Below are 22,304 nucleotides of genomic sequence, written 5' to 3'. Positions count from 1 at the left end.
CACAACTGCGACATATGTCACACATTAACAAACAAAAAAGTGCGACACAAGTCGCATATTGTGCTTTTTTAATTTTCACCACGAAAAATGGCGACATTATCAACAGCACTTATACTTCAAGTTGATATGCAAAAAATGAGTTATCTGTAGTGCTAGAGCTAATTAATATTCGCCATAAACTATGGCTGCTAATTGTATTTCCCGTCATCGCGCTTGCCTTACTGCTTGGATATGCTTTTAACCGTTACGCTCACCTTGAGTCAGAAGTAGAATCTCTATACGCCGATCGTGTTGTGCCGCTTATTCAAATAAAAAAAGTATCAGATCACGGTGCGATTCAAATTGTCGACATACTTCATAAGTATCGTGCAGGACTGGTCTCCAAAGACGAGGTGCTAATGCAAATAGCAGATGCTACTCGGGTCATGAACAACGTGTGGCAAAGCTATCTAAACACTTATTTGGTGACGGCGGAGCAAGTCAAGGTCGAACTCATTGAGTTCCAAATGCAGGCCGTATTTACGCATATTGCCACAATCCAATGCGCGATAGATCAAGGGACATTTTTAGCTATTCCGCAAAATCAGTTTATTACCGCACTCTATGAAAAGTTCGATCCGTTAACTGCATCATTACAAGCACTCACCAAGGTACAAAATGATGTCGCACTCGGTATTGTGGAGCAAACCGAGCAACAATTTAGCCAACTAAAGTTGTTGCTCATTACTTTTTCTGTGATTGTATTAGTGAGCTTAATTGCCGTTGGCTTCGCCTTATACCGCTCTATTCAACATCCAATCGATCATATTCGCTCGCAAATTAACCACATTATTGAGAGCTCGAGTCTCGAAAAACGTATCGACATTGATAATCACAATGAATTGACTGATGTTAGCCTTGCCATCAACCAGCTCCTTAGCCACATCCATGTGATCCACCAGCAACTGGTAGAGGCGGAAAAATTATCGAGCCTAGGTAGTTTAGTTTCAGGATTGGCTCACGAGGTAAATACCCCACTTGGCGTCTCAATTACCGCGGTGTCGTCCTGCCAAGAACAAGTGGATGTGATGGAAACAGGCATGAAAGCGCAGCGTTTATCGCACGCTGAGTTTTTAGAAATTATGGCAGCATTGGATTCTGGGTTGTCTATCGCAGAGCGAAATCTCGGCAAAACGGCAAAGCTAGTACAAGAGTTCAAGAATATCTCTGCAGAGCAAGAAACTGACGTCGAGCAACTTGTCGACCTAGAAGCCGTTATTCGCGATTATTGCGAACAAACGGCACGTTTCCAGTTAAAGATGCGCGTTGAATTTAGCGCAACAGGAAAACTGGAACAACTGGTCAAAATCAACGTTAATGCGCTACAGCAAACCTTATTACAACTGCTTGAGAATGCCCGAATTCACGGCTATAGCGATGATATTAATACCCAGCCCTTTGCTGCTGTTCGTTTAGAGATCACTGACAATAAAATATTTATTCGAGTCAAAGACGAAGGCATCGGTATGAGTAATGAGGTCCTAAACCGGATCTTCGAGCCCTTTTACACCACAGCTCGCCAACATGGTCATGCCGGGCTTGGACTTTCCGTCACCTATAATCTCGTCAAAAAACATTTAGAAGGTGACTTAAAAGTCAATTCCAAAGCCGGAAATGGCACCACTTTTACCATCTTGTTGGCGAACAAAACGTTGGCACAAACCGCCTAACCAACTTGTGCCCTAATAGCATACTTAACGAGTGACAAAACCTCCGTTAACAAACAAAGTTTGCCCAGTCGTCCAGCGTGATTGCTCCGACGCAAGATAAAGCACCGCAGGGGTAATATCGTCTACTTGCCCTAGTCGGTTCATTACACTTGCAGACTGCAAATAATTAATGGTTTGCTCGTTTTCTTCGCCACGGAAAAAGTCAGTGTCAATTGGACCTGGTGCAATAGTATTGACGGTCACTCCTCGATGTCCGATTTCCTTTGCCAGCGCACGAGTGAAATGCTCAAGTGGTGCTTTTGAGCCAGCATAGAGTGCATAATTTCCAGTAAATGCTGCCAGCAGCGAAGTGCCCATATTAATGATCCGACCATTATCACGAATATGTTTAGCGGCTTCTTGCATCACAAAAAATGCCCCTTTACAGTTGATCCCAAACAGCCTGTCAAAATCTTCCTCGCTATATTCAACAAACGGTTTTTTGCTGATAGTGCCGGCATTATTGATAACGATATCTACGCCGCCAAACTCACTAATAATATGCTCAAATATATTCATTACTTGCGCTTTATTGCTGACATCTCCGTGTACTAGCGTCGTCCTAACACCCAGCGCTTCAACTTCCTTCTGGGTTTCAAATGCTTGTAGTTTAGAATGGGCACTATGATAGTGAATAACAAGATCAGCGCCTTGCTTTGCCAGCGCAATAGCAAAATCCTTCCCCATATTTTTGGCTGACCCAGTGATAAACGCAACCTTACCTGTTAATTGCTTAGACATACCTATTTCTCCTACTTGAAATATTCAATCGACTTTTAGTGTAGCTAGGTGAAAGGGATACAGGTATAGTGATTTTAGTCATTTACTAATTGCATTTTTTACATCCACTATGAAATCGATTACTGAAGAAGATTTATTTGTTCTTACCGTTGAATCTGGCAGCCTCAAATCTGCGGCTGAGGTGATAGGTACCGATCCGTCTTCGGTAAGCCGAAAGCTCGCAAACTTAGAAAGTCGATTAGGAGTAAAACTTTTACAGCGCTCCACTAAACAAACAGCCGCAACTGAGGTTGGGCTTGAGTACTATAAAGGCGTAAAGCAATTACTTGATGAAAAAAGGGAATTAGAAGAGTCGATTTCAGGCACCTCAGCACTGCCTTCTGGAACATTGAGGGTTGCAGCCCCACACGACTTCGCCGAGCGCTTCATTGCACCTGTGGTACAAACCATGATAACCACCTATCCAGAGCTCAATATCGAGTTACTGCTCGGCAGTCATTTTGAAGATCTCAAGGCTAAACAAATCGATATTGCAATTAGGATTGGCAAACTGGATGACTCCTCCTTGATCTGCCGACAACTAGGTCATGTACCACGGGTCTTGGTGGCCTCTAAATCGTATATTGAACGCATGGGGCAACCACAACGCTTTAGCGATTTAAGCAAACTGGACTTTATCTTTTACAATAAACCTAAACTTGATAATCAGCTCATTCTCGGTAAAGGCCTGCACCGTGAAGCCGTCGCGGTAAGTGGTAAACTCATCGCCAACAGTGTTGCAGTGCTAAAAAATTGGGTAAATGCTGGCCTTGGTGTGCATTACGGGCCGCTATGGGCATTTAAAGATGAATTAGCTATGGGCAGTTGTGTACAGCTATTACCTGAACTACACGATGAAAGTTATCCTATTCACGCACTGTACTTGTCGAAGCAATATACTCCCGCAAAGGTACGGGAGTTTGTTGAGCTATTGACTTCAACCTATCAGCAATACCGCTTCGATTGAATCAAACTAGCCAATTTCAAACGAAGTTACACCGAACACTCGCGTTAATGGCAAATCGGGGCGTTCAGCGGTGTACATTCTTGCGGTTTCAAAAGAAAGCGACATCTTGTACTTTTGTGCAAGCGTAACAGCAGCGGCATTTACTTCTGGCACATCCAAGTAAATGGCCTCAGTTGCTGATACCTTGGACCTAAGCGCTAAGAAGAGTGTTTCTGCAAGTTCTACGTTATCAGCGTAAAGAGGGCCTATTTTATAGCCGACGTGACAAGGACGGATCACACCTATGGCTACAAGTGTGTCATCCTGTTTAATGCCTAAAGCGTGGCAGTTTGGCTGGTTAATCCAAGCGTCAACAAAGGCTACTCTTTTTGCTGGGAAAAACGCACTGTCGTAAGCAATGACCTCTTCTATCGGTAATCTTTCAAGTGCCACTAAGTTTGTGCAATCAGGCGTTTCGCCGCCACCCACTCCTTCGTAGCGAATATTACGATAGGCGAGCTTAAAACCCGATTTTTTGTAATTCTCTTGCTGCGCGACCACTCCATCCAGTGCGACGTTACAACCAGCTAAATATTGAAGTCCAGCCTGCCAAATCTGCATCCCATAACCCTGACCTCGATATTCTGGTTTAACAATATAAAAGCCTAAAAAACCAAATGAATCATCGTACTTAACCACCGAAATCGAAGCGATAGGTTCATCGCCTAGATAGCCAATTAAAAAGCCATTTGGATCGGCTTGATAGTAGCACCGTGCGTCGCTAAGCCCAGGGTTCCACCCTTCTTGCAGAGCCCACTTTGCTGCAATTTCTAATTCAGTTAAATCCATTACTTTTATTTTAAATGTTCTATTTTCCATGGCGTATCTACTTTTCTCACCTGATGTAGTTTGTATTATAGCGGACAATCCAGCACTGCAATGGCCCTATCATAAGCATGATAAGCTACAAATTTGGAGAAAATATAAAGGACAGGCACGCTAACGCCCGAACTGTTATTACACTGATTGATTTTCCACACACATCGCTATATGGTGTGCACTAAATACAAGCCTAATGTATTAATTACAAAAAAAATAAACCATAAAAAGGAGTTGTTTTATGGCCCTCTACATTAAAGATTCGGCAGTTTCATCCCCAGCGATAAAAGTGTTACAAGCGACTGATTTTTACAAGCCATTTCCGAGTAGCCAAGATGTCGCGTTTAATGACAATCAGCTATTACCAATAGGACTACTTGCCTATTCAAAGTTAGACGTAAACAGCGATGATAATGTACTTATCGCATTACCGATTTCTATGGAGATTTTTGATGGCGACCTTCCTTATATCTCGTACTCACTGACAGACAATGGGTGGCAAGTTGACGCTCATAATGTTGATAACCTAAGTGAAGATAAGGAAGATTTTGAAGACTATAGCGAATACTATCAGCAAGCAGCCAGCTTCTACGCCAAGCATCAACGACTTAACTACTCTCTTGACGAAAACGAAGAAAGCGACCCGCTCTTTGAATTAGGTGGCCAACCCATGCTCGGTTGCAATTGGGACGCCTACTTGTGGGATGAAGAAGGTGATGATGAAACGCGCTATTTTGACGCTATGGATGAGCAAAGCGGCGAGAATTACAGCCACTACTCCACTCGTGAAATTGGCTTTTTTGATGAAGAGCACGGTGTAGATTTTACTTACCTTGGTACCTTCTGCTTCTCTACTTATTTTGAAGGCGGTGGTGAAGGGATTGTTTTTTATAGCGCTAAACACAAGAGAGTATTGGTTATCGCCGAGTTTTCTTAAGTTCAATTAAATTCTCTCAAGGCACGATAACAGAAGTCACCGTGCCTTTTCAAACTATGTTGGGTCAGGTCAACAACAACCCTATGCAAACTTTAAGTGAACCGATACACCCGTTTCGCCACTTTCAATAATCACCTCCACAGAAAACTTCTCACAAAGACGCTTTACTAGCGACAAGCCAATGCCTGTGCCTAAACTATTAGGACCACGCATGCCAGACTCAAAGGCTTGCTCGTTTGCCGTAAAGATCTCTGGTAACCCTTGCCCATTATCCGCAATTGTTAGTTTATTATCTCTGTAACGAATATGAATTTGCTCACCTTGGCTATGATGTACAGCGTTCTGTAACAGGTTTTGTACTACCAATCTTAGCTCCTGCGCGGCCATAGGAACAAATACATTGCCGGGTAAGTCAATACTTAGGGCTTTATGCTCAAACAGCACTTGGTTATTAATAATGCAAGCTTCAATCACAGATTGTAAATTAGTCTGCTCCGGTCTATCGGCTTTTTCCCGGGCAAGGGCAAGTAGCGCCTCTAGTGTTAGCTGCATCTGCTGGTCAGACTCCGCTATCCTTGCCACCAGCTCTTGCTGTTTACTGTTTAACTCGGTGTGGTTGAGTAAACTAACCGCCCCTTGGGAAATGGTGACTGGTGTTCTCAATTCATGGGAAATATCTCTGGTAAATTGGCGTTCACGCTCAACGAATGCTCGAATACGAGCAAGGGCTGATTCAAGCGTTTGTGCAAATTTACCAATTTCATTTTGCGAAAACTGAGATGCAAAATTGGTCGGGAGGTTTTCAACGGGACTTGCCTCTACAATTACCATTAGCTCATCCAAAGGTTTAAGTAATTTTTTTGCCAGCTTTACCGTACCGAGCGCCAACAATAACGCAATGATTAATCCAATCGCCAATAAGGTCAGTGAAAAACCAAGCATCAAGCCTCGAAGTTCGCGTACCACAAGATGGCCGCTTACTTCAGCAAGCAATATACCTTGTTCACGGTCATGCTTGTTTAGAAAGGTGATATGATAATGTTTACCCGCCTCGGCACTAAACTCTTTGCGGTTTGGTTCCTCAGCGAGTAGCGTTCTTACTACCGAGGGTAAAGTGTCGGTTGTCGGATGAAACGTGACGAAGTCAAAATGCGGTTCTGGTGTCTCGTTATTGACGATTTGAAGCGCTATCTGCTTTCTTTCATCTTCTAAAATTTGATAAAAAAAGCTGTCTTCTATAATGTAGCTGAAAAGCAAAGTGATCAGTGAAAATAATATACTGAGCAGTACTACAATAGAGACAAAGTAGGTGATGATGCGGTTTCTTAGTTGTTTTGTTTTCATTTTTCTCAGTTGCAATTTCAGCTATAAATCCAGCACTAAGCCAACGCTGTGAATGGTTTTAATAATGGCAGTTGGAAATGGCTTATCTACCGCTTTACGTAATTGGTAGATATGTGACCGTAAAGAATCCGAGTCAGTGCCCTCCTCGCCCCAAATACGCTCAACAAGCTCACTCTTTGATACCGCTCGAGGATAACTTTCCATCAAAATTTTAAGAATATTGAACAATATTGGTGGTAACACGAGTGCAGTCTCACCCCGCGTTACCGTTTGATTTTGGTAATTGAGCGTAACCTGTTTATCTGCGTTCCCCACGCTAAGTGTTCTTGCAGCAGGTGTGGGATTTAATCGGCAAGTTAATGCGCTGACTCGGGCCGCTAGCTCCTCTAGCGAAAAAGGTTTGGTGAGGTAATCATCCGCACCCTGCGCAAATCCTGCTAATTTATCGTCCAAGGTATCTCGAGCAGTTAACATGATGATGGGAATATGCCTGTCGGCTTGAAGCCTTAATCGCCGACAGACCTCTAGCCCTTCAATATCTGGCAGCATAATATCCAAAATAATACAGTCAAAATATTGCGTTAATGCAAGCTCACAACCCTGCTCTCCCGTATAAGCAAAGTCCATATTATGTCCCTGCATATCAAAGTAATCGGCTATATTACTTGCAATCGCGGTGTTATCTTCAATCACTAAAATATTGAGTTGTGAGCTTGTTTTCATTAATACCAGCCTTGTAGTTTTTTGTAGTAGCCTTCAGGCAAGAGATGTCCACCTTCAATGACTACATGATGTTTTTGCACACTCGCAATGGCTTCAAATAGTGCTTCATTTTCACGCTCGCTTGTGTATTCATCGTCATCCGCCGAGACCAACCACACCTTGGGAGAATCAACTGCCGTCGCAAAGTTTTTAATCGCCACTCGTGCCACCGCGTTAGTCAGGTAAGGCGGCACAATTGATAATACATTATCTACTCGTTTATCCAGCGCCGCTAGAATTAAACTGATTTGACCTCCCATGCTATATCCCGCAACACTGATTTGGTCTTGATCAAATTGCGGCTGAGTTGCTACCCAATCAAGCAGTACCCTGTGATCTTTTACCGAATCAATAATTAACTTTTCGTACGGCTCGCGCTTGCCCCACCAATCTAAATCATGCATAACTTCAATAATATTATGCTCAAGATTTTTACGCTTACCATGATTCCTCGAATCAATAGCAACTACTGCATACCCATTTGCTAGTGCCATTTTGGTAAGCTCATCCGTTTGCTCAAACGTATCACGCCCCTTAAAGCTCTCTTGTATCCAGCGTACATAACTACGAGCCATCGCATGGACACCCACCATAACGGGCATTGGTTTAGTCGCGTCGTAATTACTTGGGTAGAGAATATGACCATTGACTTTATCGCCATCAAACGTTTTGTACTCAAGCGCAAAGTGATTGGCTTTTAATGGCGAAAGATTTACCTCCACCGCCTTTTGCTCATAGCTATATATTTGCGTTAATTCCTCCGGCGTAACGCTGTATGGCTTTAATCCAAACACTGCATACCAAATAGCGGCAACGCCCGCGATAATTCCAGTCACTACTAACATTGCTTTTCTCCAGTTTTGCTTAACCATAAACTTTCTCTTTTAGTGCAATCAAACTCTCCGCCGTACCGTGCTTTTTAAGCGCTGCTTCTATTGTGGATTTTGCGCCAGATATATCATTTAGTTTGAGCTGTGCATTTACTAGCGCTTCGTACAGCATGGGGTGTTCGATATCTGCGAGGGTTAATTGCATCAACTCAACGGCCACGGCAAGTTGATGAGCAGTTTGCGCATGCTGCGCTTGATATAAACCAGAGATCCCGAGCAACATAGGATCAAATGATGACTTATCCGCTAAATAACGCGCCTTCGCTTTACTGCTATCTGAAAAGAACTCTTCTACCAACAAGATACTTTCATCGTCTTTGAATCGCGGTAACTCGCTTACCGTCAGACCTAGCGCCGCAACCATCGCTTTGGCAGTATCTACCGTAGAAAAAGGGTTTTGCCCTGTGATCAATTGACCGTCAATACTGACCTGATTCAACATCAAACCGTCTTGCACAAACGATGCACCACGCTCAATGAGTTTATCTTCAAGTAGGAATGGAAACTGTTTGGTCCACTTTTTACCAAACGCTGCTTCTTCTTCGTTAGTAAAACCATTTACTCGCTTACCAGCGATTAAGTACTCTCCATTTTCAAGCTTTACATCCACCAATGCCGCAGGACCATGGCAAACCGCACCAATCACGCCGTTGTTAACGTAGATATCACGAATAATTGCCTGTAACGGCTTGGAGTCATGCAAGTCGAACATTGGGCCTTTGCCCCCAACCACAAATACAGCATCGTATTGCGCGGGCTCTAGCTCACTCAGTCTTTTAGTGTTTTTAAGCTGCGCCATCGCAGTCGTATCGTTACTGTATGCTTGATTGTAGGGTTTGTTCTTATCGAACTTATCGGCAAGTGGTTCACCGCCCTTTGGCGAGGCTAACGTGACTTTTATGCCATTTTGTTTGAACACGGCATACGCTTTACTGAGCTCGTCAAATTCAAATCCAGGTTTGCTTAAAGAGCCATCAGCCCCCATTTCGCCATAACTACTGAGCACCATGAGCACATGAGGTGTATTTTCATCTTGCGCAACCACATTGATTGAAGTTGCTGATAAGGCAGCAACGAGAGATAAGGTTAATAGTGATTTGTTCATCATCCTGTCCTCGGGCCTGTTGACCCTTGTGTTGTTTTGTTACAGACACTTTATGAGGACAGGTGTGAAATGGATGTGAAGTCAATTCACATGATTTAAAAAGCGAAAAACAGTTAATTATGATGTTAAAGGCTTTGGAAATTTTGCTCTTACGTCGTCGATTAAGCGCTTGCGTGAGCTACGTTCACGCTCATGAGGCGCAAATAAGGCACTTGCCTCATCCAATAAATCAACCACTTGGTGAAGGTTGGTTAGTTCATCTGGGCTCAAATGTTCATCTCGTGCTAAATACTCATTGATGATAACGATAGCGGCTTCTTTATTTGCAATATCTTCAGGTAAACCCGTTTTAGTACAAAGCCCGTAGATACCGCCAAGGAAATGTTGCCATTCACTTTCTAAGTGTGCATCGATGTTGTTATTCAGTTTTGCATCTCGCGGATTAAAGCCTTGCGCTTTTAATCTATGCAGTTGGTTTTTATAACGTTTACTAAAGAGTGCAAAGGCTTGTGCTTCATCCGTTACTTGCAACACAGCACCAAGCCACACTAAAGTGCCTTGCGGATAAAATTCTAGGCAGCTTTCATCACTGTGCTCGCCAAAGAAAGAATCACATTCAAGCTTTAATGCTAACTTATAGGCGGCTTTTGGCATCAAACGCTTTTCAATTAGCATAGCCAACTCAAGATGGGATAACTGCGACTCGCGTAGCAAAGTCTCTTTGGTAATAAAATGCGTCTGCAGATAGGTAAGTAGCTCCATTGATTATTCCTTTGAATTAGTTAGCTTTATTTTTGCCGTGAGCGCAGTCGCGATGATTATCAAGCCAAGCAAGTTGATGTTTACAGCTATGGTTTCTAGGTTCAACTGAACCGTTAATAGCAGCCCTGATGAAAATTGGATTAGCGTATCATCGACGACTACGCCAACGGACATAAGCGCGCCGAGCACCGCTGCCCAACTTAAGGCCCTGAGTTGTTTTTGATATAACTTATACGCGACCATCAAGCATAAAAAGCTTGCTGTAAAGTCGAGGATTAACGTCAATTGCGGATGGTTAAATACACCCAGTACTGACAATACCACCCCTGCAAAGCCGGCTGCTGCTACTAAGAAAGTCGTGATTTTTGAACTGATTATGTGATGAGAGAACATTGCTTTATTATTGTTAGTTGGGTTAGCAGCAGTATAACCGCTAACCCTTTGCGTAAAAAATATTATCGTACCTTTTTCACCATTTCTTCAATATATTTGATGGCAATAAATGGATCTGTTTCATCAAACAGGTGAGATGCATATTTCATGGTAATGGGCGTAACATTATCACCAATTTCTTGCAGCTTTATTTGGGAGCCTTTTGAAGTTTGAGTATAAACATCAACATCGGCATAACTCATACCAGTAGAGCGGATAGTCACATAAGGGATCCCACGTGACAGTATAGTAACTGGCATTTTCTGGTTGATTTTGTACATCTCTGTATGGGCAGAAGCTTCTTCAAAATCTTCTAGTGAATGAGTATCTCGCTCCCAGTTAATGATCCATTCCATTATCTTCCATGCTTCTTTGGACATCTTACTTTCCATATCGTGATACCAAGACTCATGAGCGATATCGATAAGTACCATCCCTTTCACTTTTTCAGGGTTTCGGTTGGCATAGGCTCTTGCAACAAAACCACCAAAAGAGTGAGGTACAAGTACTAAATTATCCATTTTAGTGGCTTGAGTGAATGCCTCAAGCTCTTGTGTAAGCTCCAACATAGTCCGTACTCGAGGCTTCGCAAAAGTGCTTTTTCCGGTGCCCGCTCTATCATAAAAACATAAGCGATAGCCTTTTGGATTTATGTTATGAATGGTGTTTTTGTAGGTTTCATGAGCATCAAGACCCATTCCAGCAAGTAAAAGTGCCGTTGTTTCGCCCTCTCCTTTGCAAGCATAGGCAAGTTTATTGCCGTTTATTTCCACATATTGATAATCGTGTTCATGAACTGATTGGTTGGCGCTGGCTACTGAACTGTAAGCGACGAGTCCGAGTACTGCTGATGTTATTGTTTTCATTGTCCTTTCTCATTTTTAAGTTTTCCCAATAACATACTAAATTAGTTTACTCGATAAACGCAATAAAGTTTCAGAAACTTCTGAAACTTTATTAATTCAACGTATAAATGAAATAAGCTACATAACCCATAAACAAGATACCACCTTCTCGACGACTAAGCTTAAGGTCTAAAATAAGCAAAGGCACACAGAGCAAAGCGACATAAATAATATTGATGGTCATCGATGCAAACCTTGCGTTTTGATGGAATGTTAGCTTAAAAAACCACGAGAGTAGAATTTACTACTCCTTGTTTACACTCACTTAATTCACGTTATAGCGCAACTAAACTAAGGGAAAGATTTGTCACTCTTGACGAGCAAAATAACTCATTAGACTGAGACTTTCTATTTGTGTCTAATGCGCGAAAATTAATGAGACCTATCACTCAGTGAGTAGCCGCCATTGATGGCGCACTGCAGGCTGAACTCTAACTTACGTTAAGGAACTTGAATGACCAAATTTACCTCTTCTGAGCAAGCACGTGAATGCTACAACGTGCGCCACTGGAGCCAAGGCTTCTTTGGTATTAATGATCAGGGAGAGGTTACTGCGATGCCGAACCAACAGCAGCCACAGCACGCCGTAACTCTGACAAACATTGCACAACAAATTAAATCTGAGGGTTATACCCTACCTGCGCTAGTGCGTTTTCCACAAATTCTAGAACAGCGCGTACATAATATTGTTGGTGCGTTTAATCAGGCGATTACTGATTACAGCTACCCAGAAGATTATTTATTGGTTTACCCAATTAAAGTAAATCAACAAAAAGAAGTCATTGAGGGGCTTATCGCAAGCCAAGCGGCCAGCGATAAAAAACAGCTTGGTTTAGAAGCTGGCAGTAAAGCTGAGTTACTTACCGTATTGGCGCTCAGTGAAAAAACCAGCGCAGTGATCGTGTGCAATGGCTACAAAGACAGAGAATACGTCCGTCTTGCGCTTATCGGTGAAAAATTAGGCCATCAGGTTTATATCGTTTTAGAAAAGCGTTCTGAGCTCGACATCGTGATGGCAGAAGCCAAAGCACTCAACGTTAAACCACGTTTAGGCTTACGCGTACGTTTGGCATCACAAGGTAAAGGAAAATGGCAAGCAAGCGGCGGTGAAAAGTCCAAATTTGGTCTGTCTGCATCGCAAGTCCTTACGGTTGTTAATCAATTAAAGCAAGCTGACATGCTAGACGCGCTGCAACTGGTGCACTTTCACTTAGGCTCGCAAATGGCCAATATTCGTGACGTGCGCGTTGGTGTGGGTGAAGCCGCTAGATTCTACTGCGAATTACGCCGTTTAGGTGCAAACCTGTTGAATTTAGACGTAGGTGGCGGACTTGCAGTGGATTACGATGGAACGCGTAGCCAGTCGTCCAACTCGATGAACTACAGCTTAGCTGAATATGCAAACAACATCGTTTACACCGTAGGCGATACCTGTAAGCAATACAATCAGCCAATGCCAAAGATCATCTCTGAGTCGGGTCGTGCGCTAACGGCGCATCACGCGGTATTAATCACCGATGTGATTGGCACTGAAAGCTATCAAGTGGAAGAGATAACTGCACCGGTAAGTGACGCCCCAAGACTACTACACAATATGTGGACGTCTTGGCAGGCGCTCAACGAGCAGAGTGATGACCGCGCGTTGATTGAAATTTTTCATGATACGCAGGGCGACTTGGCAGAAGTACACAGCCAATTTGCGATGGGCCTATTAAGCCTTGAGCAAAGAGCTTGGGCGGAGCAAGTAAACCTGCGCGTATGTTATGAGCTAAACAAGCGTATGGATAACAAAAACCGTTTCCATCGCCCAATTATTGACGAACTCAGTGCTAAGCTTGCGGATAAATTCTTTGTGAATTTCTCGCTATTTCAATCTTTGCCAGACGCTTGGGGTATTGAACAGGTATTCCCTGTACTGCCACTCAGCGGGTTAACAGAGGCACCAAAGCGCCGCGCGGTATTGCTGGATATTACCTGTGATTCTGACGGTACGGTGGAGCATTATGTGGATGGCCAAGGTATTGAAGCCACACTACCAGTACCAGAGTTTTGCAAAGATAAACCCTATTTATTGGGATTTTTCTTGGTGGGTGCATACCAAGAGATTTTAGGTGACATGCACAACCTATTTGGCGACACCCATACCGTTGTAGCCACATTAGATGACCAGGGCGAATTGTCGCTTGGTAATGTGAATGCGGGCGACACCGTTGCCGATATGATGCGTTATGTACACCTTGATGTTGAACAATTTAAGCGTAACTTTGCCAACCTAGTTGAAAGCAAACTACCGCTTGAAGAACGAGCTACCTGCCTGGCAGAGCTTGAAACCGGCCTTGACGGCTATACTTATTTGGAAGATTTTTAACCCATGAGCCACTTATTCGATCACACTGATCATTCTCTGTACTCCAACGGCATGACGTTTTTACGTCAGCCAATGGTACGCAATATCACAGATATTGATGCAGACGTTGTGGTACTTGGCTTGCCATTTGACTTGGCAACCTCTGGACGCCCAGGCGCACGCTTGGGTCCAGATGCAATCCGTCGCGCATCCGTGCACTTAGCTTGGGAAAGTAAAAAATACCCTTGGTCATTTGCATTGTGGGACAAAATTAAACTTCAGGACGCTGGCGATTTCACTTACCCGGTTGGCGATCCTGAGTATTTTACTGCGCAACTCGAGCTAGCTGCTCTGCAAATTTTGCAGCAAGGCAAATCGCTATTAAGCCTAGGCGGCGATCACTTTGTGACCCTGCCATTGCTGCGTGCTCACCAGCAAATTCACGGTAAAATGGCGCTTGTACATTTTGATGCGCACACAGACACGTACAGCCAAGGCTCACGCTATGATCACGGTACTATGTTCTATCATGCTCCGATTGAAGGCCTAATAAGCCCAGAGCATTCAATGCAAATTGGCATTAGAACCGAGTACACAGAGCAAGGCCACGAGTTTGGCGTGATTGACGCTATGGCAGCAAACGACTTAAGTGCCGAAGAAATAGCAGCACAAATCAAAGCACGCGTTGGCGACTTGCCGGTGTACTTAACCTTTGATATCGACTGTCTAGACCCAGCATTCGCACCAGGCACCGGCACCCCAGTATGCGGCGGCCTAACCAGCGACAAAGTGCTGAAGGTTTTACGCGCATTGCAAGGGCTAAACATGATAGGCATGGACGTAGTAGAAGTCTCCCCTTCCTACGACCAAAGCGAGCTCACCGCAATCGCCGCCGCCACCATTGCACACGAACTACTGCATCTGTGGGCTGTAAAGCATAAATAACCGGATGCAGGGTTGGACTAAGCCACCTTAACCAGGTGGCTTTTTTGTTTGGGGTTTATCTTTGGATAGTAAGTACGGGTCAAGTTTTAACATTGTGCTGTGGTAAACATTTTAATCTGGTGCACCGCAACCAACCCACTAAGCCTCAAAATTCCTAGTCTAAAACGTCAACTTAATGCTTTTGTTAGCCATTTCTTTGATATAACCAATTAATTTTAACTAGCTCATTATCAATAACAGAGCTATGAAGCTGCTGTGTACCACATTGAAACCACGAGAAATTTGCACGGAACCGATGAAGTTGAGATATTTTCTTTTTAACACACTCTGTAAGTGGTCTAGATGACCAGGGGTTTTCAAAAAATATAATACCGTCCTTCAATAACAAAATTGCACCATGCAATTGGTTACGCTGTCTAAAAAGACCTTCTTTCTGCTGTTGATAAGAATCAAAGTTAAGGTCTAGATACTTAAGTTCAGTTCTTTCAGAAGCAAATACGCTCTCACCCGCCTTCCCATAAAATGCATGCCAAACACCAAAACTACCAGTATAGGCTGTACCTGCGTGTAAAACTGTTTTTAATGGTTGTGTATCGCTGCTATATACATCAAAGCCATGAGTTAAATCTAGCCACAATAAATTTGTAGCATCTTCACGAGCCTGATCTTTCTCGCGCTTATAATTAATGACGCGGTCAATTACTTTATTGGCTGGATATTTCTTAGCTCCGGCAGTCTGACCTGTTAATGGGTATGAGAAGGCGAGGACAACAGATTTACCTTTTTGAATTTTTTTCTGTTCATTCAAAACAGTTATATTTTGTTGTGATGTCTGAGGGCAATAAACCTCAGCATAACCAGAGTCAAATAGCTTAAAGTCTGGCGTTTTATCTCCTTTAGCTTCAGGTAGAGGCTTAAGCTCATTAAACGACTCAGCTAGGAGTCCACCAGCAATCAATTCAGCAGCAACTTTCGAGTTAAGGTTAATCTGTTCATGCATATTAGTATAGGGCGATGTTGATAAAGCTTTCAGATTATCTATTAACCATGAAATGTGCATATCACGATCAATTAATGCTTCTACTGCGACTGAAAGATTAAGTAAATTCGAATAATTACCAGCACACACGCCATTTTCTGCATTTGTCAACATCATATGACCAAGATAGCTATCAGGTAAGACTGATATATCATTATTCTTCATGAATTCATCAAAATAGTGATATCCAAAATCTTTTAATTCCATAATCTATTACTCCTGACAGTATGCTTAGACGGTTAACGAGCAGATTAACTTACTGGTGTTTAAAAAAGTAAATAACAAATACTAATCACAAACTTTTAATTTTGCTTAATTAATTTTTTAGCCATTTTGTTAGTCTTTCTTTTTACAGCTTTGGACAGTGACCGACGTACATTTAACCTCACACTCAAACGAATCCCCATTTGTAGATGAGTCCATTTTTACAGTAAGTAAACCAGAATCCTCTTTACGAGAAATATTCAAAAAATACAAGCAATTATCATAAGTGAAGTCTCTAAGAGATGCTTTAATAATGCCCGATAGCTCAAGTTCTAATTGTACGTAATACAGGAACTCATAAGAAGCTCCACTTCTCTCTCTGACTGGTAGGTCGAGTACAACTAATAAACTAGGCTGAATGACACCGCCATCATTACAATTACCACTATGAAATGCCAACTTCTCAATATAGGCATCGTGAAAACTAGGCAACTCATCAAACTGTTCTTTTACTATTTTGGAGTTATCGATGAACTCCCATGCTGGATCAAATTTCACATTAGTCTCTAAAAATACCAACGCCAGTATATGAGCGATGGGCGTGGAAAAGCTTGGTCATAGCGACAAACAAATACAGCCTGCTATTTTGCGTACTGTCGTTTAGGTACATGTTAACCTTTGTTACTCAAAGCCATGCTCACTGATTTTTATATATGAAGTAGTTTGAATTGTTTTTTCGCCAGCACTTGGCAACTTGGCGGTGATTTGATATTGCTTTGAATTGGTGCTTAAAATCCAACTATCTTCGTTTCTAATTTTCTTTGTTGTTATCGAACCATCAATAAATTTAGCTAGCCCTTTGGCAAAGCCACTCTGAACGCCTTTATCAAAAGTTTCTTGAATAAGTTCATCTATAGATGTATCGAAATTTTCGCCTGTTGCAATTGCATGTTTAATTTTATCAATTAGATCGTGCATTTTTTGTGTTGGATTAGAACCAAATGAAACAATTTCTGTTTCTTCTTCAATAATACCTATCCATTTATTCATTGATGTTGAACAAGCTTTTTTCCAAACATCATCTTTAGACTTCATCCCTACTCCTTAGTTTTTTTGAAAACTCTCACAGTCTATATTCTCCAAAATGCCTGAATAAAAATAGTCACTTCGAACGATATTAGTTTATCTAAGAATCCCACGGAACAACTTCAAAGTAAACAGGTAGATAGGCGCGTAATAAAACTCTTGGGCAACATTTGGAATTTTCTTTCTGGTGTACCGCTTGCAAACAGTTCAGCTGCTAAAGAAAAGCCAAATCTCACATGCAACTTATTTCCCCCTCCATCACACCCGAAAAGTGTAAGCCGATATGCAATGTGCCGACAGGATGTCGGCCAAGTCTTGTCTGGCACAGGGACGTGCCTTACAAGACGGTTGCACTATATCGGCTTAGGGTTTGAGGATTAAGTGTGATGCTAGGGCGACGTTTTCTTGGTTCGCTCGATCGCGTCGTTTCAAAAGAATGAACGAGGAACGCGTGGATGCGCTTTGATATTAAACATGGAGATTTATTTTGCTAACGGCTGGTAGCTCGAAATTTATCGTAAAGTCAGCCCGTCATCCTGACAGGTTTCGACGCCCATCCATGGGCTACGACATACTTTTCTTTGATGCCCAAAGAACAAGTATGCAAAAGAAAGGGCACTCCCAACATCACACTGACTCCTCAAGTAAATCGCCAATATGAACGTCACCGCTGTGTAAGGGCCATCCTTGGCCCTGTCACCGCTTTTCACGCATCCATGCGCTGAAATGACTCATTGGCAATTTACTTTCGGGTGTGATGAGGGAGATACAAGGTGCTGATAGATTCTTGTGGTGCTTGCAAACAACTATGTTGCTAATGGCTTTGTGAACAGCTAACAGGCGACTTATTCCCCTTCATCACACCCGAAAATCATAATCCGATATGCAATGTGCCGACAGGACGTCGGCCAAGTCTTGTCTGGTACAGGGACGTGCCTTACAAGACGGTTGCACTATATCGGGTTAGGATTTGAGGATTAAGTGTGATGCTAGGGCGACGTTTTCTTGGTTCGCTCGATCGCGTCGTTTCAAAAGAATGAACGAGAAGCGCATGGATGCGCTTTGATACCAATCAAAAAAGACAATTTCAAGTTAACGTATTTAGGTCGGTCTTGTAATTTATTTTGGTTTTTTTAAAGATTAAGCATGCCATCTCGCCAACAAAGCACTTGTACCAAGTATGGCCCAGTGATAATTTGCACATCACAAAGAATAAAAAGGTAATCACTGTACGTTTTAAAAACCTTCAACACAGACTTGAGACCTGAATTCATATCGCCACTTTTTTATTTGATAAGCAGTCATGGAATATATACAACCTAAAACACTATTCGAGCGTAGGCTTGATACGCCGGATCAAAACCTTTATCTCGTCTCCATTCAGGATGATGGAACTGTGTTATCTGCGTATGGTAGATATGCACACAATTCAGGCGCCAAAACCGTATCTTGGAATGAATTTCTTCAAGGGGATATGAATTCCCTCGTGGAAAAAACAATGGGAATTGCTGTACTAAACGAAGTGCTTGAAAAATTGCGAGCGCTGCAATCATGATTAGAAAATACACTGAGGATGACATAGATACCATACTTGAAATTTGGCTGAGCGCATCCATTCAAGCACACGGGTTTATCTCAGCTGAGTTTTGGCAAGCTAATTTAGAAAATATGCGTAATATTTATCTCCCAGCTTCAGAGGTTTACGTCTACAAACTGAACTCCGACGTTATCGGGTTTTACGCTTTACACCAAAACAGCTTAGCCGCCCTGTTTGTGAAACCAAAGCAACAGGGAAACGGCATAGGCAAACAATTGCTTACTCATGCAAAAAATCAAAGACCGATATTGACGCTTTGTGTATACAAAGAAAATCAAGCAAGCTATCAGTTTTACCTATCTCAAGGCTTCAGAGTTATCGCTGAAAAGAAAGACGAACATACAGGGTATCCAGAGTACGTGATGAGTACAAAGGTTTAGTGGATCGAATAGCGCTTCGATTATTCGAACCTACTACACTATGATGGTTATGTGCTGCTTGCAAACAGTCCAATGATTTAAGTAAAACCTGAACGCGCAGGCAACACCACTTTCCCCACATCCGAAAGGCATCACTTCTCGGCGGGTGAACCGCCTAAAAACTGTTTACATCCTCACTCAAATTGCGTTAACCACTCTTTTAACACACTATTTAGCAAGTTTTGCTGCTCTCTATTCATCCCTTCAACCAATTGGGCTTGAATGGCGATATGCGGCTCAATCAGCTCTTCAATCAGGGCGAGGCCTTCGGCTGTCAATTCAACTGTTACACTGCGGCGGTCTTCTTTACAATGCTCACGCTTAATAAGGCCTTTTGCCGCTAGCTTATCTAAACGATTGGTCATCGCGCCAGAGGTGAGTAGCATGGTTTTAAATAGCTCTGATGGGGTTAAGCGAAATGGTTTGCCGCTGCGGCGCAAGGTAGCTAACACATCAAATTCGCCCAAATTTAATCCGTATTGCTTATGTAGCTTTTCAACTTCGGCTTCCATATGTTTAGCTATGCGCACTAAGCGACCCATTATCGCCATGGGCGTTGTTTCTAACTGTGGTTTTTCGCGAGCCCACTGCTCTTGTACTCTATCAATCGCATCCATCAATATTTGCCCCGACAACAAACTTTGTAAAGAAATATCTTAACATAAAGATACTTTACAAAAAGTGTTTTTAGTAATACCTTACCGCAAAGTATCTCAACATAAAGATAGTTAATGTGAACATACTCCTCGCGATGATCCCTGCATTTTTATGGGGCACCACGTACGCGGTAACACAATACACCCTTGCGGACTGGCCGCCTCTTTTACTTGGCGCTATTAGAGCGCTTCCAGCTGGGCTTATTTTGCTAGCAGTTAAGCCAAGTTTGCCAAAAAAAACTGACTGGAAAATACTATGCGCCCTTGGGGCGATTAATATCGCGGCCTTTTTTAGCATGATCTTCGTGATGTCGTTAACGCTACCATCTGCCATATCTAGCGTGGGCATGGTGTCTGTGCCGGTGTTCGCCATGCTTTATCATTGGTTAGTCAATAAGCAACGTCCGGGATTGGTGCAAGCGTTATGCGGTGCGGCGCTTATTGTGTTGGCCTGGTTGCTATTTGATCCGAGTTCACTGAGTTTAAACCCTCTTGGTTTAGCGGCAATACTTGCGGCAATAACCTGTATCGTGATCGGCAGCTCAATCACTAAGTCTCTTGGTGGTCGCATGCATTGGTGGACAGTGTTAACTTGGCAACTCATTATTGGCGGCGTTATTCTCACACTCGCATCAAGCGTTCACGGTGTGATCGCACCAGCTAAGTATATTGCAGCTTTTAACAATTTCTCGATGACTAATCTCAGCGGCATATTATGGGTCGTGCTCCTGAACACCGCACTGGGTTATAGTTTGTACGTGTGGTTACTACAACGTATGTCTGTGGTGGACTTTACCTTTGGTGGTATTGCAAATCCGATTGCGGGTATTTTGACGGGGTTGGTGCTACTGGGCGAGACGTTCACGCCGCTTCAGTATAGTTTGATGGTTGGCATGATTGTAATGCCGCTATTACCGCAAATTATCGTCACTACCCTACGAAGCCGAGCAGTGCCTCCTAAGTGTGAGGTAAACTAATCAGTTGAGCGCATAGCAATTATGCGCTCGTTCCTTTAAAAAGGCGAAACTAAAGTGTGAGTCGATAAATATATAATGGCTCGTCACCTGCTACGCCCAGATCATTGACACAGGACTCAACAAACTGGCCGCCTATTTTTTCAATGATCCGCTGGCTCGCAATATTTGACTGTAAACATTGAAACTCCACAGTTTTAATATCACTTACCTCTCGAAGCCTGGCAATAACCTGTTCAAGCACTAGACCGATTAAGCCGTAACCTCTTGCCTTTTCGCCAAGCCAATAGCCAATTTCAGCAGTTTGCGTTTGCGCATCCATATATTTGATCCCAAACACACCACAAAACTCGCAATTAAATTCAATAGCAGACCAAAGTCCGCCGACTTGGTTGTTTATACGTGTGTCGATGTATCGCTCTGCGTCAGCCTCGGTATGTAGTGTCGCAACCCACGGCAGCACATTTTGTAAACTTGCACGGCTGCTTTGTACGCAATCAAACAATGGTTTTGCATGCGTCAAAGCAAGGTTTTGTAGTTTGAGATTGGCAGAAATATCTAGTTGCACGGGATGTTCAGCTCCATTTACTCACCTCTATTCAAATACAGGTCTAAAGAAGCTGCGTTCATAGCTAATTATGCAACCGGTATCTTCTGCAAATTTAATTGCAGCCTGACACTGAGCATCTTGAAACGATTCGTTGCGATACGTTTCATAGGCCGCCAAACTGGGAAAGGTGAATAATGCCAAGGCAATATTACTTGCACCTTCCGATGGTAAAAAGTAGCCATTATGCTGCCCACCAAAGCGATTGACGAGTGGGATCCACATTTTCGCATATTCCTCAAAGTCAGCAATTTTTGCCGGATCAACAACATATTTTAAGTAGCAAGTAACCATACAACCTTTCCTTTTTGTTAAAAACACCAGTTTCACATTGCTCTACACACCGATGGACAGTGTGTGAGATTACTTTAAGCGTTAATAACATGAAGTTAAAGTGATATGGGACTATCGGTCTCGATTAAATGCTCAAACTCCTGTTTTGAACTCAGCGTAAAGCTACTGACAGTAACTGACACACTAAGAGCGTATCTTAGCTGCAATTTTTAAAAGATGATGGAATTCCATGATGATCACCATTGATTCTTTGGTGTTATATGTAAGCGATATCAAGCTAAGCGAAGCGTTTTATAGACAGCTATTCCAATGTGAGGCAGCGCAGCTTTCTCCAACTTTTGTTTCTATGAAATGTGCACACAACGTCTCCATTGCACTTAAACAAAACACAGCCCTTACACCACCAAGTTGCATTACCGGGGGCGGTTCTGAAATCTCTATTATGCAACCAAGCCAAGAAGCGCTTTTGGCTTTATACGATACATGGAAATTACTAGATATTGAGTTTGCTCAGGTCCCGCAAGCCGAGGGATATGGCGCTAGTTTTGTCGTATTAGACCCTGATAGACATCGTATTCGCGTGTTTACTAGTGATAAGGTATAGCGCTATTTCTAGCTCTATACCTTTTTTCCATCGAATATGGAG

The 22,304-nt window shown here is 42.8% G+C and carries 25 protein-coding genes; 9 read left to right on the top strand and 16 right to left on the bottom strand.

What is annotated here, in order from left to right; all coding sequences use genetic code 11:
- Window positions 1-149 precede the first annotated feature (149 nt).
- Window positions 150-1,709 (top strand): ATP-binding protein, encoded by a 1,560-nt coding sequence (locus GSF13_RS13525; RefSeq protein WP_211868741.1) that lies wholly within the window; start codon window positions 150-152, stop codon window positions 1,707-1,709.
- Between the two features lie 24 nt (window positions 1,710-1,733).
- Here GSF13_RS13525 and GSF13_RS13520 read toward each other — a convergent pair whose 3' ends face one another.
- Window positions 1,734-2,489, bottom strand: coding sequence for an SDR family oxidoreductase (locus GSF13_RS13520; protein ID WP_211868739.1), 756 nt, complete (start codon window positions 2,487-2,489; stop codon window positions 1,734-1,736).
- A gap of 109 nt (window positions 2,490-2,598) precedes the next feature.
- Here GSF13_RS13520 and GSF13_RS13515 point away from each other — a divergent pair, with 109 nt between their 5' ends.
- Complete coding sequence (locus GSF13_RS13515) at window positions 2,599-3,495, top strand: LysR family transcriptional regulator (RefSeq protein ID WP_211868737.1); 897 nt, start codon at window positions 2,599-2,601, stop codon at window positions 3,493-3,495.
- 6 nt (window positions 3,496-3,501) lie between these two features.
- Here the strand turns inward: GSF13_RS13515 and GSF13_RS13510 are convergent, their stop codons facing one another.
- The gene (locus GSF13_RS13510; RefSeq protein ID WP_211868735.1) at window positions 3,502-4,353 is read right to left on the bottom strand and encodes a GNAT family N-acetyltransferase; all 852 of its coding nucleotides are present in this window, start codon (window positions 4,351-4,353) and stop codon (window positions 3,502-3,504) included.
- Between the two features lie 241 nt (window positions 4,354-4,594).
- Between GSF13_RS13510 and GSF13_RS13505 the strand changes: the two genes are divergently transcribed.
- On the top strand, window positions 4,595-5,290 hold the full coding sequence (locus GSF13_RS13505; RefSeq protein ID WP_211868732.1) for a hypothetical protein: 696 nt from the start codon (window positions 4,595-4,597) through the stop codon (window positions 5,288-5,290).
- Window positions 5,291-5,371: 81 nt separating this feature from the next.
- Here the strand turns inward: GSF13_RS13505 and GSF13_RS13500 are convergent, their stop codons facing one another.
- The 8 genes from GSF13_RS13500 to GSF13_RS24935 all read right to left on the bottom strand — a co-directional run bounded on the left by GSF13_RS13500 (window position 5,372) and on the right by GSF13_RS24935 (window position 11,674).
- The gene (locus GSF13_RS13500) at window positions 5,372-6,634 is read right to left on the bottom strand and encodes a HAMP domain-containing sensor histidine kinase (protein WP_211868722.1); all 1,263 of its coding nucleotides are present in this window, start codon (window positions 6,632-6,634) and stop codon (window positions 5,372-5,374) included.
- A gap of 21 nt (window positions 6,635-6,655) precedes the next feature.
- A complete protein-coding gene (locus GSF13_RS13495) occupies window positions 6,656-7,357 on the bottom strand; it encodes a response regulator transcription factor (protein WP_211868720.1) in 702 nt (233 codons plus the stop codon).
- Complete coding sequence (locus GSF13_RS13490; RefSeq protein ID WP_249122782.1) at window positions 7,357-8,241, bottom strand: alpha/beta fold hydrolase; 885 nt, start codon at window positions 8,239-8,241, stop codon at window positions 7,357-7,359. Before GSF13_RS13490 ends, GSF13_RS13495 begins: the two co-directional genes overlap by 1 nt.
- A 19-nt stretch (window positions 8,242-8,260) precedes the next feature.
- On the bottom strand, window positions 8,261-9,394 hold the full coding sequence (locus tag GSF13_RS13485; protein ID WP_249122781.1) for a DJ-1/PfpI family protein: 1,134 nt from the start codon (window positions 9,392-9,394) through the stop codon (window positions 8,261-8,263).
- 114 nt (window positions 9,395-9,508) lie between these two features.
- Window positions 9,509-10,153 (bottom strand): DUF6058 family natural product biosynthesis protein, encoded by a 645-nt coding sequence (locus GSF13_RS13480; protein WP_010604542.1) that lies wholly within the window; start codon window positions 10,151-10,153, stop codon window positions 9,509-9,511.
- A gap of 3 nt (window positions 10,154-10,156) precedes the next feature.
- Window positions 10,157-10,546: a hypothetical protein gene (locus GSF13_RS13475; protein WP_010604541.1), complete on the bottom strand. Its 390-nt coding sequence runs from the start codon at window positions 10,544-10,546 to the stop codon at window positions 10,157-10,159.
- A gap of 62 nt (window positions 10,547-10,608) precedes the next feature.
- Window positions 10,609-11,451: an alpha/beta hydrolase gene (locus tag GSF13_RS13470; RefSeq protein ID WP_211868715.1), complete on the bottom strand. Its 843-nt coding sequence runs from the start codon at window positions 11,449-11,451 to the stop codon at window positions 10,609-10,611.
- Between the two features lie 91 nt (window positions 11,452-11,542).
- Window positions 11,543-11,674 carry a hypothetical protein gene (locus GSF13_RS24935; RefSeq protein WP_274517153.1) on the bottom strand — a complete coding sequence of 44 codons (132 nt, stop codon included), beginning with the start codon at window positions 11,672-11,674 and terminating at the stop codon, window positions 11,543-11,545.
- Between the two features lie 270 nt (window positions 11,675-11,944).
- On the opposite strand from GSF13_RS24935, the gene speA reads away from it, so the two are divergent.
- Window positions 11,945-13,858 carry a biosynthetic arginine decarboxylase gene (speA, locus tag GSF13_RS13465; protein WP_211868713.1) on the top strand — a complete coding sequence of 638 codons (1,914 nt, stop codon included), beginning with the start codon at window positions 11,945-11,947 and terminating at the stop codon, window positions 13,856-13,858.
- A 3-nt stretch (window positions 13,859-13,861) separates the two neighbouring features.
- A complete protein-coding gene (gene speB / locus GSF13_RS13460) occupies window positions 13,862-14,782 on the top strand; it encodes an agmatinase (protein WP_211868704.1) in 921 nt (306 codons plus the stop codon).
- 184 nt (window positions 14,783-14,966) lie between these two features.
- Here the strand turns inward: speB and GSF13_RS13455 are convergent, their stop codons facing one another.
- From GSF13_RS13455 to GSF13_RS13445, 3 genes are all read right to left on the bottom strand, one after another.
- Entirely contained in the window at window positions 14,967-16,028 is a 1,062-nt protein-coding gene (locus tag GSF13_RS13455) for a hypothetical protein (RefSeq protein WP_211868695.1), read from the bottom strand.
- Window positions 16,029-16,157: 129 nt separating this feature from the next.
- Window positions 16,158-16,583, bottom strand: a complete 426-nt coding sequence (locus GSF13_RS13450; protein ID WP_211868692.1) for a hypothetical protein — start codon at window positions 16,581-16,583, stop codon at window positions 16,158-16,160.
- A gap of 123 nt (window positions 16,584-16,706) precedes the next feature.
- The gene (locus tag GSF13_RS13445; RefSeq protein WP_211868690.1) at window positions 16,707-17,120 is read right to left on the bottom strand and encodes a hypothetical protein; all 414 of its coding nucleotides are present in this window, start codon (window positions 17,118-17,120) and stop codon (window positions 16,707-16,709) included.
- Window positions 17,121-18,414: 1,294 nt separating this feature from the next.
- Between GSF13_RS13445 and GSF13_RS13440 the strand changes: the two genes are divergently transcribed.
- Entirely contained in the window at window positions 18,415-18,666 is a 252-nt protein-coding gene (locus GSF13_RS13440) for a hypothetical protein (RefSeq protein ID WP_010604536.1), read from the top strand.
- Window positions 18,663-19,088 (top strand): N-acetyltransferase, encoded by a 426-nt coding sequence (locus GSF13_RS13435; RefSeq protein WP_211868688.1) that lies wholly within the window; start codon window positions 18,663-18,665, stop codon window positions 19,086-19,088. Before GSF13_RS13440 ends, GSF13_RS13435 begins: the two co-directional genes overlap by 4 nt.
- A gap of 173 nt (window positions 19,089-19,261) precedes the next feature.
- On the opposite strand, the gene GSF13_RS13430 is transcribed toward GSF13_RS13435, so the two are convergent.
- Window positions 19,262-19,744, bottom strand: a complete 483-nt coding sequence (locus GSF13_RS13430) for a MarR family transcriptional regulator (RefSeq protein WP_010604534.1) — start codon at window positions 19,742-19,744, stop codon at window positions 19,262-19,264.
- A 116-nt stretch (window positions 19,745-19,860) separates the two neighbouring features.
- Here GSF13_RS13430 and GSF13_RS13425 point away from each other — a divergent pair, with 116 nt between their 5' ends.
- Window positions 19,861-20,760: an EamA family transporter gene (locus tag GSF13_RS13425; RefSeq protein WP_206472758.1), complete on the top strand. Its 900-nt coding sequence runs from the start codon at window positions 19,861-19,863 to the stop codon at window positions 20,758-20,760.
- Window positions 20,761-20,809: 49 nt separating this feature from the next.
- Here the strand turns inward: GSF13_RS13425 and GSF13_RS13420 are convergent, their stop codons facing one another.
- Window positions 20,810-21,325, bottom strand: coding sequence for a GNAT family N-acetyltransferase (locus tag GSF13_RS13420; protein WP_010604532.1), 516 nt, complete (start codon window positions 21,323-21,325; stop codon window positions 20,810-20,812).
- A 27-nt stretch (window positions 21,326-21,352) separates the two neighbouring features.
- Window positions 21,353-21,658: an NIPSNAP family protein gene (locus tag GSF13_RS13415; protein ID WP_010604531.1), complete on the bottom strand. Its 306-nt coding sequence runs from the start codon at window positions 21,656-21,658 to the stop codon at window positions 21,353-21,355.
- 229 nt (window positions 21,659-21,887) lie between these two features.
- On the opposite strand from GSF13_RS13415, the gene GSF13_RS13410 reads away from it, so the two are divergent.
- Window positions 21,888-22,262: a VOC family protein gene (locus GSF13_RS13410; protein WP_227387189.1), complete on the top strand. Its 375-nt coding sequence runs from the start codon at window positions 21,888-21,890 to the stop codon at window positions 22,260-22,262.
- Window positions 22,263-22,304 lie beyond the last annotated feature (42 nt).

This window comes from Pseudoalteromonas sp. M8 (assembly GCF_018141365.1).
Classification (GTDB): domain Bacteria; phylum Pseudomonadota; class Gammaproteobacteria; order Enterobacterales; family Alteromonadaceae; genus Pseudoalteromonas.
Note: the sequence above shows the minus strand (reverse complement) of the source record. Positions and strands in the feature narration are given on the sequence as shown.

Bases quoted from the DNA above. Each gene is read 5' to 3' on its own strand.
- GSF13_RS13520 (WP_211868739.1), bottom strand. From the start codon at position 2,489: ATGTCTAAGCAATTAACAGGTAAGGTTGCGTTTATCACTGGGTCAGCC.
- GSF13_RS13515 (WP_211868737.1), top strand. From the start codon at position 2,599: ATGAAATCGATTACTGAAGAAGATTTATTTGTTCTTACCGTTGAATCT.
- GSF13_RS13510 (WP_211868735.1), bottom strand. From the start codon at position 4,353: ATGGAAAATAGAACATTTAAAATAAAAGTAATGGATTTAACTGAATTA.
- GSF13_RS13505 (WP_211868732.1), top strand. From the start codon at position 4,595: ATGGCCCTCTACATTAAAGATTCGGCAGTTTCATCCCCAGCGATAAAA.
- GSF13_RS13500 (WP_211868722.1), bottom strand. From the start codon at position 6,634: ATGAAAACAAAACAACTAAGAAACCGCATCATCACCTACTTTGTCTCT.
- GSF13_RS13495 (WP_211868720.1), bottom strand. From the start codon at position 7,357: ATGAAAACAAGCTCACAACTCAATATTTTAGTGATTGAAGATAACACC.
- GSF13_RS13490 (WP_249122782.1), bottom strand. From the start codon at position 8,241: ATGTTAGTAGTGACTGGAATTATCGCGGGCGTTGCCGCTATTTGGTAT.
- GSF13_RS13485 (WP_249122781.1), bottom strand. From the start codon at position 9,394: ATGATGAACAAATCACTATTAACCTTATCTCTCGTTGCTGCCTTATCA.
- GSF13_RS13480 (WP_010604542.1), bottom strand. From the start codon at position 10,153: ATGGAGCTACTTACCTATCTGCAGACGCATTTTATTACCAAAGAGACT.
- GSF13_RS13475 (WP_010604541.1), bottom strand. From the start codon at position 10,546: ATGTTCTCTCATCACATAATCAGTTCAAAAATCACGACTTTCTTAGTA.
- GSF13_RS13470 (WP_211868715.1), bottom strand. From the start codon at position 11,451: ATGAAAACAATAACATCAGCAGTACTCGGACTCGTCGCTTACAGTTCA.
- GSF13_RS24935 (WP_274517153.1), bottom strand. From the start codon at position 11,674: ATGACCATCAATATTATTTATGTCGCTTTGCTCTGTGTGCCTTTGCTT.
- speA (WP_211868713.1), top strand. From the start codon at position 11,945: ATGACCAAATTTACCTCTTCTGAGCAAGCACGTGAATGCTACAACGTG.
- speB (WP_211868704.1), top strand. From the start codon at position 13,862: ATGAGCCACTTATTCGATCACACTGATCATTCTCTGTACTCCAACGGC.
- GSF13_RS13455 (WP_211868695.1), bottom strand. From the start codon at position 16,028: ATGGAATTAAAAGATTTTGGATATCACTATTTTGATGAATTCATGAAG.
- GSF13_RS13445 (WP_211868690.1), bottom strand. From the start codon at position 17,120: ATGAAGTCTAAAGATGATGTTTGGAAAAAAGCTTGTTCAACATCAATG.
- GSF13_RS13440 (WP_010604536.1), top strand. From the start codon at position 18,415: ATGGAATATATACAACCTAAAACACTATTCGAGCGTAGGCTTGATACG.
- GSF13_RS13435 (WP_211868688.1), top strand. From the start codon at position 18,663: ATGATTAGAAAATACACTGAGGATGACATAGATACCATACTTGAAATT.
- GSF13_RS13430 (WP_010604534.1), bottom strand. From the start codon at position 19,744: ATGGATGCGATTGATAGAGTACAAGAGCAGTGGGCTCGCGAAAAACCA.
- GSF13_RS13415 (WP_010604531.1), bottom strand. From the start codon at position 21,658: ATGGTTACTTGCTACTTAAAATATGTTGTTGATCCGGCAAAAATTGCT.
- GSF13_RS13410 (WP_227387189.1), top strand. From the start codon at position 21,888: ATGATGATCACCATTGATTCTTTGGTGTTATATGTAAGCGATATCAAG.